This window comes from Beijerinckia sp. L45 (genome assembly GCF_009765775.1).
Lineage (GTDB): Bacteria > Pseudomonadota > Alphaproteobacteria > Rhizobiales > Beijerinckiaceae > RH-AL1.
On record NZ_LMUU01000118.1, the window covers coordinates 1 to 12,462 of the forward strand.

General features: G+C 66.0%; 9 protein-coding genes and 1 pseudogene. 3 read left to right on the top strand and 7 right to left on the bottom strand.

The features are described from left to right. On the top strand, window positions 1–820 hold an 820-nt coding region (locus tag GSQ79_RS30175), incomplete at its 5' end, for an extensin family protein (RefSeq protein WP_158809080.1). 177 nt (window positions 821–997) lie between these two features. On the opposite strand, the gene GSQ79_RS12690 is transcribed toward GSQ79_RS30175, so the two are convergent. Continuing rightward, complete coding sequence (locus tag GSQ79_RS12690) at window positions 998–2,311, bottom strand: NRAMP family divalent metal transporter (protein ID WP_158809081.1); 1,314 nt, start codon at window positions 2,309–2,311, stop codon at window positions 998–1,000. A gap of 240 nt (window positions 2,312–2,551) precedes the next feature. Beyond that, window positions 2,552–4,690, bottom strand: a complete 2,139-nt coding sequence (locus tag GSQ79_RS12695) for a molybdopterin-dependent oxidoreductase (protein WP_158809082.1) — start codon at window positions 4,688–4,690, stop codon at window positions 2,552–2,554. Window positions 4,691–4,906: 216 nt separating this feature from the next. On the opposite strand from GSQ79_RS12695, the gene GSQ79_RS12700 reads away from it, so the two are divergent. Continuing rightward, window positions 4,907–5,128: a hypothetical protein gene (locus tag GSQ79_RS12700; RefSeq protein WP_158809083.1), complete on the top strand. Its 222-nt coding sequence runs from the start codon at window positions 4,907–4,909 to the stop codon at window positions 5,126–5,128. 28 nt (window positions 5,129–5,156) lie between these two features. On the opposite strand, the gene GSQ79_RS12705 is transcribed toward GSQ79_RS12700, so the two are convergent. The 5 genes from GSQ79_RS12705 to GSQ79_RS12725 all read right to left on the bottom strand — a co-directional run bounded on the left by GSQ79_RS12705 (window position 5,157) and on the right by GSQ79_RS12725 (window position 11,628). Next, window positions 5,157–6,785, bottom strand: a complete 1,629-nt coding sequence (locus GSQ79_RS12705; protein ID WP_158809084.1) for a bifunctional diguanylate cyclase/phosphodiesterase — start codon at window positions 6,783–6,785, stop codon at window positions 5,157–5,159. 4 nt (window positions 6,786–6,789) lie between these two features. Continuing rightward, the gene (locus tag GSQ79_RS12710; protein WP_246725302.1) at window positions 6,790–8,547 is read right to left on the bottom strand and encodes an ATP-binding protein; all 1,758 of its coding nucleotides are present in this window, start codon (window positions 8,545–8,547) and stop codon (window positions 6,790–6,792) included. Between the two features lie 152 nt (window positions 8,548–8,699). Next, window positions 8,700–9,092: a TadE/TadG family type IV pilus assembly protein gene (locus tag GSQ79_RS12715; protein ID WP_246725303.1), complete on the bottom strand. Its 393-nt coding sequence runs from the start codon at window positions 9,090–9,092 to the stop codon at window positions 8,700–8,702. Window positions 9,093–9,142: 50 nt separating this feature from the next. Further along, on the bottom strand, window positions 9,143–9,727 hold the full coding sequence (locus GSQ79_RS12720) for a TadE/TadG family type IV pilus assembly protein (RefSeq protein WP_158809086.1): 585 nt from the start codon (window positions 9,725–9,727) through the stop codon (window positions 9,143–9,145). After that, window positions 9,724–11,628, bottom strand: coding sequence for a pilus assembly protein TadG-related protein (locus GSQ79_RS12725; RefSeq protein ID WP_246725304.1), 1,905 nt, complete (start codon window positions 11,626–11,628; stop codon window positions 9,724–9,726). Before GSQ79_RS12725 ends, GSQ79_RS12720 begins: the two co-directional genes overlap by 4 nt. 244 nt (window positions 11,629–11,872) lie before the next feature. Here GSQ79_RS12725 and GSQ79_RS12730 point away from each other — a divergent pair. After that, window positions 11,873–12,462: pseudogene (locus tag GSQ79_RS12730) on the top strand (hypothetical protein); the annotation flags it as partial.

Consider the following 12,462-nt stretch of genomic DNA (forward strand, 5'->3'; position numbering starts at 1 on the left):
CCCGGACACGCCGGCGCCGGTCGCGCCAAAAGAGGAGCCCAAGATTTCGGCGCCCGCGCCGGAGCCGTCGAAGCCGGCCGCTCCCGAGGGGCCACCAAAGGCATCGGTTCCTCCGGAAGCGCCGGTCAAGCCTCCGGCGACGCCTGAAACGCCAACCCTTCCCGTGCCCCCTGAAGCCCCGACCCGGCCCACGCCCGTCGTGCCCGCCGCGCCCCCTGCCCCGAGCGTCGCCGCCCCCGGGCCGGCGCGCCAGCCCGCCGAAGACACGGGCTGCCTGGGCCGGCTCAAGGCGACATCCGTCGTGGCGACGCCGATCAGCATCGGCGCGCAGCCCGACGCGCGCTGCACCGTCGTCGACGCGGTCAAGCTCAGCAGCCTCAAGCTGCCGGACGGCGCGGAGGTGGTCTTTCCCGACGGCCCGACGCTCGCCTGCGTCACCGCCGACACGTTTGCCGCCTATGTCCGCGAGCTGCTGTCGCCGCTTGCCAAGGGGTCCTACGGCGCACCGATCGCAAAAGTGTGGACCGGGCCGGGGCTGGAATGCCGCTCGCGCGACCATATCGCAGGCGCCAAGCTCAGCGCGCATGGCCAGGGGCTGGCCATCGACATCGCGCAGATGGCGCTGACCGATGGCCACGTGATCGCCGTGGGCACGCCCAAAACCGACGCCGACCGCGCCTTCGAGACCGCGGCGCGGGCCGCCGGTTGCGGCTATTTTCACACGACGCTGGGGCCGGGGTCGGATTCCTACCACAAGACGCACTGGCACTTCGATCTGGAGCCGCGCGGGTCGAAGGGGGACGGGAAGTTCTGTCAGTGAGCGCCGATGGTTAGCGGTCCCACCACTGTCATCCCGAGGCGCGCGAAGCGCGAGCTCGGGACCCATGAACCAGCGTGTCAGCCGGAAAGAACGCCATCATCGAAGCCGTTCTGCATCAACGGTTTCATGGATCCCGGGTTCGCCTTCGGCGCCCCGGGATGACACGGTGTTTTGCCGTCAAATCACGAAAAATCCCAGCGTCGCCGCGGCCATCACCGCCGTGGCGAGCCAGCCAAAAATCAGCATGCTGCGCGGCAGCGTCAGGCGGCCCATCACGCGGGGGTTCATCGCCAGCACCATCATGACAGCCATCAGCGGCGCCGCGAGCACGCCGTTGACAACCGCGCTCCAGTACAGGGCCTTCACCGGGTCAAGCGACGTAAAATTCAGCGCGACGCCGCCGAGCGTCGCCACCGCGATGGTGGCATAGAACGCCTTGGCCTCTTTAAAACGGTGGTCGAGGCCCTCGTTCCAGCGGAACAGTTCGGCGACGCCATAGGCCGCGGACCCCGCGAGCACCGGGATCGCCAGCATGCCGGTGGCGATGATGCCGGCGGCGAACAGCCAGAAGGTCAGCACGCCGGCGACCGGGCGCAGCGCTTCCGCGGCCTGAGACGAGGTCTGGATATTGGTGACGCCGGACGCGTTGAGCGTCGCCGCGGTGGCGAAGATGATGCAGAGCGCGATGAGGTTCGAAACGCCCATGCCGACGATCGTATCGGTGCGGATGCGCTTGAGTTCCGGCCCGGCGTCGCGCGGGGCGACGCACAGCGGTTTGGCATGGCGGCGATGCAGTTCCTCCACTTCTTGGGCCGCCTGCCAGAAGAACAGGTAGGGACTGATGGTGGTCCCAAGAATCGCGACCAGCGCCATTGCATGGGTCGAGTCGAAGCTGATGTGCGGGATCAGCGTCGCGGTGAGCGCGGTACCCCACGGCACATGCGCGGCGAAGACCACGGCGACATAGGTGAACAGGCAGAGCGTCGCCCACTTCAGCACCGCGGCGTAGCGGGCGTAGCTCAAGAAGGTCTCGAGCAGAATGCAGACGATGCCGAACAGCACGGTGTAGAGCTGCTCCGGCCCCGGCGCGAGCAGGCCGAGCGCCGCGCCCATCGCGCCGAGATCGGCGCCGAGGTTGATGACGTTGGCGACGAGCAGCAGCACGATCACCACGCGCAGCAGCCAGGGCGAATAATGCCGGCGCAGGTTTTGGGCAATGCCGACGCCGGTGACGCAGCCGATGCGTGCCGCGATCGCCTGGATCACCGTCATCAGGGGAAAGCTGAACAGCATCGTCCAGGCGAGGCCATAGCCGAATTGCGCGCCGACCTGGCTGTAGGTGGCGATGCCGCTGGGGTCGTCATCCGCCGCCCCGGTGACGAGGCCCGGCCCGAGCTTGCGCCAAAAACCGCCGCGACCGGGTGTTGGCGGGGTGACGAGCGGCGTCGGTGACGGCGGCCGGGCAGCCTGGGCAGCGGTAAGCGGGTCCATGCGGCGGCTCGTCAGGATAGAGGAGCTTGCGTGGTAGCACAGGCGTGCCAATGGGTGGTCATCAAGCTTTGCCAGGCCTCGTCATCCTGGGCCGCGCGCAGCGCGGACCCGGGATCCATGAACCAGCGCGTCCGGATAGGAACACCGTTGTGCGAGCCGTTCTGCAATCTGCGTTTTCATGGATCCTGGGTCCTCGCCTTCGGCGAGTCCCAGGATGACGCAATGAATGTCGGGGCGGCGTCAGAGCGCCGGCATCAAACCGACCTCCACGAGATTGTCGCTGAACGTCGGCGAGTGGCCCATGCCGCCATAGGCGGAGGAACTGATGACGTTGACGGCGCCGCCCTTGTTCAGGCTGTGCCAGTAGCCGAGCGAGGCAACGACGACGCCGGGCGGCACGTCCTCCGTCACCTTAGCGAGACCATGAAACGTCCCGCGATCATTGTAGACCTGCACGTTGGCACCGTCCGCGATGCCTCGCCCCGCCGCGTCGATCCCGTTGATGAGGATCGCCTGCTCGCCCTGCGAGCGCACCTTGTGCGGCTCGTTGGCATACTGCGAATTCAAAAAGCCGTGGCTCTTCGGCGAGATGATGTTGAGGGGGTAGCGCGCCGCCTGCGCCGCATTGGTCTCCGGCCGTTCGCGCGCCGGCACGTAGCCCGGCAGGGGATCGAGCTTGGTGCCGTCCTGAAACGCCATGTACATCTGGCGGAACGGCGGCGCGACGAAATCGCCGCCCGTCGCTGCGGATTCCGAGTAAAACTCGACTTTTCCGGACGGCGTCGGAAACTTGCCTTCGGCGTGCGGCGTCCGCGTCTTGGCGTCGCCGATGTTCAAGCGATAATAGCCGTGCTGGCGAAAATAATCGAGATCGATGCCGCCGAGCTTCGGCGAGGTCCAGTCGATGAATTCCTCCATCATCTTGATCTCGCTGTAGGCAAACTGCGGCTCGGTGAACCCGAACCTTTGCGCCAGGCGGCGGAACAATTCCGCGTTCGACACCGCCTCGCCCGGCGCCTCGATCGCCTTCTCGTTCAGCGTGAAGAAGAAGTGGCCCCACGAGAACATCAGGTCGTCGTGCTCGGCCGCCATCGTCGCCGGCAGCAGGATGTCGGCGTAGCGCGCGGTGTCGGTGATGAAATGCTCGCTCACCACCGTGAACAAATCTTCGCGCGCAAGACCCTGTTTGATGCTCGCCGTCTCGGTCGAATTCGAGACGGGATTGGCATTGTAGACCATCAAACCATGGATGCCCGGCTTGTGATCGGTCTCGCCGTTCAGCACCGCGCCGAGCTTTAAGACGTTGATGACGCGCGTGCCTTCTGGGATCAGATCCGGCCGGCAGATGCGGTCGAAGTGAATCGGAAACTCCCACAGCGGCATCTGATAGATGCCGCCACCCGGATCCTTCCACGAGCCGGTGAGCGCGGGCAGCGAAAAAATCGCGCGCAGCGCCTGGGCGCCGCCGGCGCTGCGCTCGACCGCCACGCCGGGCCGCAGGGCGGCGTTGCGCGTGGTGGCATATTCATGCGCCAGCAGGCGGATGTCTTCCGCCGCGACGCCGCAAATCGAGGCCGCGTAATCCGGCGTGAACGCCTCCGCCCGCTCCTTCAGCGCGTCGAAGCCGACCGTGTATTTCTCGACATAGTCATTGTCGACGAGGTTGCCCGAAATGATCACGTTGATCATCGCCATCGCCAGGGCGCCATCGGTGCCGGGCTTGGGCTGGATGTGCCAGTCCGCCTCTTTCGCCGTGCGTGAGCGGTAGGGGTCGATGACCACAACCTTGGCGCCGCCCCGCTGCGCCTCCTTGACGATGTGCCAGTGGTGAATGTTCGTCGAGATCGAGTTGCAGCCCCAGATTATAATGAGCTTGCTTTCGGAAAAGCTCAAAGGGTCGGTGCCGTTGGTCGGTCCCACCGTCAGCAGCCAGGCGGTCGAGGAGCCGGAGCCGCAGAAGGTCTTTTCCGCGACGGTCGCGCCGAGCTTGTTGAAGAAGGCGTCGCCGACGGTCAGGCCCTGGATGACGCCCTCGTTGCCGAGATAGTTGTAGGGGAGGATCGCCTCGGCGCCGTGCTCGGCGATGATCCCGGAAAAGCGCGTGTGGATGGTGTCGAGCGCCTCGTCCCACGAGATCCGCGCAAACTCTGCGCTGCCCTTCGGGCCGACGCGCTTCATCGGATAGAGGATGCGGTCGGGATTGTAGTGGTGACGGTCGAAGTCGCGGACCTTGCTGCACAGCGCGCCGCGGGTCATCGGATGGTCGGGATTGCCGCGGACATCAATAAGCACGCCGTCCTCGACGGTGTAGATCATCGCGCAGGTATCGGGGCAGTCGTGCGGGCACGCGCCCAGCTTGGTCGTGACGTGACCGGTCATAAGAGGTCCCTCCGTCTTGTCCCTATCGTTCGCCGTCCTCTGCGGGACGTGCGTGGCCGCGTCCTGTCGGGATCGCGTGCGCGCCGGCATTAGCCGCCTTCGCTGTGACGCTGGCAAGGCCGGGATGCGCCCCTGCACCCTGCCTTTTGGGACGCTTGACCGGACCGCAAACGCAAGGTCCGTTGGCGCGTCGGAGCGGACACGCAGGAGGTCGCCATGGAAAAGCTGCCGCATTATCAGCTCGTCGGGCACGGCCGGCACCACGTGGATCAGGTGCTTTTCACGTCCACCGTCGGATGCTTCACCTTCACGCCGCGGCAGGAGCTGCGCAATCCGGATGGCTCCTACGGCCAGGACACCGCGCACATCCACATGCAGCAGCTCGCCGAAGAGCTGCTGGACTTTTTAGAGGCCCATGCCAACGCGCTTCGAGCCTAGCGGACAGCCGAGGTCGTGACGGCGCGCGCTATCGCCGCCTGTCCTGCGCGGCCCGGCTCGGCGCGCCGAAGCGTTGCGCCCGCGCCGGGCGCGAGGCGGGATAGGTGCCGGCGCCCTTGTTCGGCTCCTGCAGGAACATCGGCTTGGCGAAATAATAGCCCTGCGCGCAGCTGATCCGCGTCGCCGCCTCGATATAGGCGAGTTCCTCGAACGTCTCGATGCCTTCGACGACGATGCGCATGCCGAGGCTGGTGCCTAGCAATTCGATCATTCGCAAAATGCTCTGGTTGCGCGGCTTGTTGTGAATGCCGGTGATGAAGGAGCGATCGACCTTCAGTTCGTCCGCCGTGATTTCCGCCAGAGCCGAGAGCGACGAATAGCCGACGCCGAAGTCGTCGATCGACACGCCGATCCCGATTTCCTTCAGGATCGGCAGGACATGACTCTGGAAGTCGCCTTTCGACAGAAAGGCTTCTTCGGTCAGTTCGAGGATGAACCGCTCGGGATAGCCGGTGTCCCGGATCGCCTCGGCGAGGCCGATCATGAAGGACAGGTCTCCCGCCTGCTTCGCCGCCACGTTCAGGCTGATGCTGGCATTCGGCCCGAACGCGTCGTTGATGAGGTCGATCTGGTCGATCACCTGCTGAAGGATGATCATCGTGATGGAGTCCATCAGGCCGAGTTCGATCGCCAGCGTGATGAAGGCACCCGGCAGGTGATTGACCCCGTCCTCGTCACGCCAGCGCAGCAGGACTTCCAGACCGACGATCCGGTCCGAACGGAAATCGATCTTCGGCTGGAAGGCGCAGCAGATGCGCTTGTCGCGGATGGCGCCGCGCAGCCGCTGCTCGACCTCCATGCGTGCCGTCGCGGCTTCGCTCAATTTGGCGTCGAACAGCTTGACGCCGCCCTTGGCGATTTCCTTGACGCGGTACATCGCGCTGTCGGCGCTGGCCCGCAACGTCTCGTAGCTGCGGCCATGCAAGGGGAACAGGCTGACCCCGATCGACGCGGAGATGAAGATCTCGGACCCGTCGATGAAGAACGGGTCCTTGAACCGCGCGGAGAGACGTTCGATTTCCGGGGCGATGTCGGACAGCGACGCGATCGGCGTCGTCACGAAGACGAATTCGTCGCCGCCCACGCGCGCCAGCACGTCCGTCGGGCGCGCGGTCTCGGCGATGCGCTCGGCGATTTTCTTCAGCAATCGGTCGCCGGCGGCATGCCCGTAGTAGTCGTTGACGAACTTAAAATTGTCGACGTCGATGAACGACAAGGCGAAGGGCGCCGCCGACCGCGCGACCATGTCCTCCACGGTCTGCTGGATCAGTTCGCCCTTCGGAAGTCCGGTGAGTTCGTCGAAGAAAGCGCGGTCCGCCAGCTTCTCCGCGAGCCGGCGCTGTTCGGTCACGTCGATGGCGGTGACGACATCGTAGCGGCAGCCGCCGATCTCGACCGCGCGCTCGACCGAAGCAAACGTCCGGTCGCCCGTGCCGCCGACGCCGGCAAGCATGGCGGTGCGGTTCGCATAGACCAGCCGGCCGTCGCTTGCATCGTGGATGGTCAGACCTATGGCGAGGTCATCCACGATGCCGACGACGATGGACGCGTCCGCAGGCGCCGTCTCCGTCGCCTGGCCCATCGCGGGCGTCCTCATCGGCCTAGCGCCTGAGGAGCTGGTATTTGGCCTGATCCAGGCGGCTGCTGGCGCTCAGCAGACCCGACGCATCCGTCGCAGCGGCACCCGCGCCGGCCGTGTCCTCGACGCGCGGCTTGCGATCCGTCGCGGCGCGACGCCAGCGGTCGACCACGTCCTGGATGAACTCGTTGCCGGACTTGGCGCCGGACGCGGCAGGCCACAAGCCGACCGCTTCGCTGCGCGGCAGCAGTTCGGCCGGCAGAGTCTTGAACGTCATCCGCGCCGGCAGGGGCATGCCTTCGCCGAAGCCGACGACCTCGCGGGTCTTCAGCGTCGGGATGAAGGCGAGAAGATCGGCGGTCTCGTCGCTGACGGCGGAGCGCAGCAGAGCCTGGTCGCGATCGTTGGACATGCGCATGGCGAAGAGGGTAGCGCACTGCGAGATGATCGTCGGGTCGAGCTCGGCCGGCCGCTGCGACACGAGGCCGAGGAAGAGCCCATATTTGCGGCCCTCCTTGGCGATGCGCGACAGGGCCCGGCGCGTCGGCGCGAAGCCGATGGAATGATCGATCGAGGCATAGCGATGCGCCTCTTCGCAGACGACGAGCAGCGGGATGGCGCCGTCGCTCCACAAGCCGAAATCGAAGGCCAGCCGGCAGAGCACCGACACCACCGCGTCCATGACTTCGACGGGAAGCCCCGCCAGTTGCATCACGGTGATCGGCTCGCCGTTGGCGTCGATGCGGAACAGCTGGTTCAGCAGTTCCGCCATCGTGTCGCCGCCGACGTTGGCGTTCTCGAACATGAAATCGTAGCGCGGATCGTTGCGGATCGTCTCGATCCGCGTCATCAGCCGATGGTAGTTCATGCGGGAGGCGCGGTTCTCCAGCTTGCCCATGCGATCGTCGATCAGCGCGAGCAGGTCCTGCAGCAGGTACGGCACGGGCGTGTCGACCGTAAAACCCGTGCTCTTGGGGTCCATGCGCTTCAGCGTCATGCGGTCCGCCGTCGATTTGTACGACAGGTACTGGCTTTTCGCGATCGGGATCAGCTCGGACAAAATCTCGAGCTCCTCGTCAACGGCGGGCCGGCCGCTGTAGATGACGTCGACGACTTCCTCGAAGTTGAACAGCCAGAACGGCAGTTTCGACGTCCGCGGGTTGACCACGTTGGCGAGCGGGCCGAAGCAGCGTCCATACTCGTTGTGACTGTCGAGCATGAAGATGCGGATGTCCTGCCGCGCCGCGAGAATTTCCCCAAGGATCACCGCGACACCGCTCGACTTGCCGACGCCGGTCGAGCCCAGAATAGCGAAATGGCGGGTCAGAAGATTGTCGACGTCGATCCGCGCTTCGATGGTCGGATCGTTGAAGAGATGACCGATGCTGATCGTCTCGCGGTGCGGCGAGCTGTAGATCAGGCGGATCTGCTCACGCTGCAGCTTCGACGCGGGATTGCCGATGGTCGGATAGACCGAGACGCCACGGGAGAAATAAGGCTGCCCGTCGTCGTCGACCTGGATCTGACCCACCAGATCGATTGAAGCCGAAACCAGCGGATCGCTGGAGGACCGTGGCTCGCCCGCCGCCACTTCGGTGATCATCCCGACCAGCCGGACGGTGCCGGCCTCGATCGACAGGAAGCTGCCCACCGTCGCCCCGGCCTTGTACGCGGGTGTCGACGCGAGGAGCCCGATGGCGGCATGCGAGCCGCGGACCGAAATGACGTGACCGACGATGCCGTTGGATGCGCTTTCGACGTCTGCCATGGTGGTAAGCATCTTGGATTCCCCAGCCTTCCAAACTGTCAGTACAGCTAAGAGCTTACGAAATGATGCTTATGCATGAATAACGCGGATTAAGGATTTCAAGTATAGGGCGCTGTCCACACAGTCCGGCCGGGGCGGCTCGCCTGGGACGGGCCACGCGAGCCTCAGGTCGGGTGGTTGGGAAAGCAGGCCGAGGCGGAGAGTGCCGCGCCGCTGCCCAGCGCCTTGATCAGCACCGGCACCACACTCCGGAACGTATAGGTCAGCGTCACCTGCGAGAAACCGGTGAGGCCGCCACAGCTCGCGGCGGCGTTGAGGGTGATGTTCGATGCGGTGAGCGGGATCGACCAGCTTGCGGCCTGCGCCGCGACGTAGTTGGTGGTCAGCGCCGCACTATAAACGCCGGCGCTGCCGCACGCCGTCTGCGTCATGCCCATGCAGCGCGCTCCGGCGATGGCGCTTTGCTGCAGCGCCTCGCGCGTCCACATCAGCCGCCCCATCTCGATGGTGCCGAAGACCAGCAGCAGCAGCGGGATGCTGATCAGGGCGAACTCCACGGCCGAGGCGCCCCCGGTGCAAGCCCCGAACCGAGGCCGCGAGCAGCGCGTCACTGCGCCTGCACGACGGCCGTGGCCGCGATGACGCCGTTGCCGACGAACCCGTAGGACGCGAAGATCGGCTTGTACGTGCGCGTCGCGAGAATGGTGACGAATTTGCCGGCGCGTCCGCCCCCGGCACAGGCTGCCCCGCTGGTCATCGCGGCGCCCCACGTCACGACGCCGCCAGCCTTCGTCGGGCAATAGCTGTTGTCGGCATTACCGGCCGTGCCGCCGGTCGTCACGACGCCCCCGGTCAGCGTTGCCGTCGGCCCGTCGTTGACGACGATCACCGCATTGGCCCAGTTCGCGGCGTGACCGCTGGCGACAAGCGTCGCCAGCGCCGTCGCAAGGGTGCCACCCTGCGAGGAGCTGACGCTGCCGGCATTGTTGACCGAATAATTGGCGGCGGCCGTCACCGCGCCGTCGAGATTGAGCTTGGTCCACAGCATGCCGCCCAAGTCGATGGCGCCGACGAGAAGCAGGCAGAACACGGGTGCGATCAGGGCGAATTCGACAGCGCTCGCTCCGCCGTCGTCGAAAAGCCGCGCGCGCAGGCTGCCGAACGGGCGCCGGCCGAAGCGTCGGCAGATCATTGCACGAGATCCACGCTGGCGGATGACGAACTGCCGGAAAAGCAATTGGATGCCGTCGCGCTCGTGCCGCCCGACAGTTTGATGCCCGAGGCGACGATCTGCAGGCACTGCCCGCTCTGGTTGCCGATGCTGGCGCCGCCAGCCAATGCGAGATCCGCATTGGGAAAATACAGCGCGCCGGCCAGGGTGGTGTTACTGGCGCCATCGGTGAACAGCGCACCGCCTGTCGCCGTCGACGACGTCGGGCCGATGACGGCGAGATACTGATAGATGCTGGCCGCGGCGGTCGGGGCGCTGAGCGTCACGTTGTTGTAGCCGGCGGCGATGCAGAACACCATGCCGTTGCAGTTGCCGCCCGTGAAGGTCTGAAGGCCGGCGATCGCAAGGGTCACGCCGGATCCGGAGACGCCGACCGTGCTGCCGCCGCACGTGACGTCGCCACCGCCGCTCGCGCCGAACGCGACATAGCCGCTGACGCTGTAGACGCCGGCGCCGAGGACCAGGGCACCCGACGTGTTGATGTTGCCATTGATGTCATGGGCGGTGGCGGCACTCAGGATGGTGCAGGCGCCGCCGCCTTCGGTCACGTTCCCGACGAGTTGAAAGAGGTTGCCGGCGCCGGTGGCGTCGGCGAACGTCGTCGTCGTGCCGCCCGCAGCATTGATGGCGTTGCCGTCGCCAGCGGCGCCGATGTTGAAGCTGTTGGTGCTGCCGCTGCCGAGCACCAGCGCTGACCCGCCCGCGTTGGAAATGCCGGCCGACAGCACGAAGGTGCTCGGTCCGCCGAAGGTCATTGCCGTGCCGGCGTTGCAGATGCTGTAGGTGCTCGAATTGCACGACACCGGGCCGACCTTGAACGTCCCGGCGCCGAATGTCGTCGTACTGCCGCCGCCGCTGCTGATGCCTTTGGCGACGTTGAACGTCCCGGCGCCGAAGGTCAGCGCCGTGCCATTGCTGGCGATGGTACCGCTGAAATTATACGTCGCATTGGCGTTCGTCGTGACTTTGACGGTGACGCCGCCGCCGACCGTCAGCGTCCCAAAATTGTAGGTCGCGCCGCTCGTCGCGCAGATGAGGGTCCAGGTCCCGTTGGAAAAGGATCCGGTGCACCCGCTCGGCAATGTCGCCGTCGCGCTGTACTGAAAATTATTGTCGGATGCGGTCGCGACGCTTGGCGCCGTGGGCGAAGCCAGGGCCGCGATCGCCCTGGCATGGGCCGCCTCGGTCGTGACGCCGGTGTTGGAGGCCAGCGGATCGCTCGTCGTGGCGCTCGTCTGCGTCCCGGTGATGCCGCCGGAGCAGCTTTGGGTCGGGGCGGCCTTGCCGTAGACGATGGTCTTGGCATTGATCGTATCGCCGCACGGCACGGTCAGCGAATTGTTGGAGGCGATCGTGCAGGTCGGGGCGGTGATGCTGGTGCCCCCGCTCAACGTGATGCCGACATCGCTGGCGCTGAGGGCCAGCATGCAGGCGGATGGCGTCGCCGCGAGCTGGGCGTAGGACTTGGCGTTGACCGGCAGCGACCGGCCGAAGCCCAGAACGGGCGCCAGCAGCAGCACGTTCGTCGTCGAGACGCTGACGAGCACCGCCTGATCGGTGGGCACCCGAGGCGACGTGACCAGGGATGCGGTCACGCCGGCGGACGCGACGCCGTTGAGGGCGGCGACATTTTTCGCCGCCGCGCTCATCGTCGCCGTGGAACTGGTCGAGGAATAGGCGAGCCCGGCGGCAAAAGCCGCGAGATCGGCAACCCGTTGATTTTCCGTCTTCGTCACGAGCCCGTGACCAAATTCGGCAGCAAGTGCAATAAATCCGACTAAAACTGGAAGTGTTAACGCTGCTATGATCGACACGCTCCCGCCTCGGTTGCGAATAAATAGCGAGAGCGGCAGAAATTTCATCCATAGCGTCCAGTTGAAATCCTGGCGTATGCTCAAAATATTAAGCTCGCGTCAATGATCGTGTGCCCGGCGGCTTAATGGACGGCGCCACTTCTTCATTTCCTCGTGAAATCATTGGGTCTTGCGGCGCGGCGAGCGGCCGGGTCGGCGTGCACCCCGGAACCGCCGCTGCATCAAAGCCGTATTGTCGCGCGCATGATGCGCCCCTTGAACGCGCGCCCCCGATCGGACACTGTCGCCCCTGATGAACCAGTTCTCCCTCGCCTTCGCCCCCCTGCTGCCCGTCACCCTGCTCCTCATCCTCGGCGCGCTCGGCCTGGCGGTCGTGGCACTCGGCGTCGTCCGCCGCCAGCGCGCGGTGTGGCTGCGGGCGCTGGGGCTGGCGCTCGTCCTCCTCGCGCTTGCCGATCCCTCACTGGTGCGCGAGGACCGCGCGCCGCTGAAGCAGGTGGTGGCTGTGGTGGTCGACCGCAGCGGCTCGCAGACGATCGGCGAGCGTATGGCGCAGACCGACAAGGCGGCGACCGAGATCGAGGCCAAACTCAAGGCGCTCGGCGACGTCGACGTGCGAATGATCGATGGCGGCCTCGGCGGCGGCGACAACGATGGCACGCAGCTGTTTTCCGCGCTGAACGCCGGCCTCGCCGACGTGCCGGCCGAGCAGATCGCCGGCGTGTTCCTGATTACCGACGGCGTGGTCCACGACATTCCCGCGGATGCCGCGGCGCTCGGCTTCAAGGCGCCGTTGCACGCCCTGATCACCGGGCACGAGGGCGAGCGTGACCGTCGCATCGAGCTGATCGAGGCGCCGCGTTTCGGCATCGTCGGCAAGGA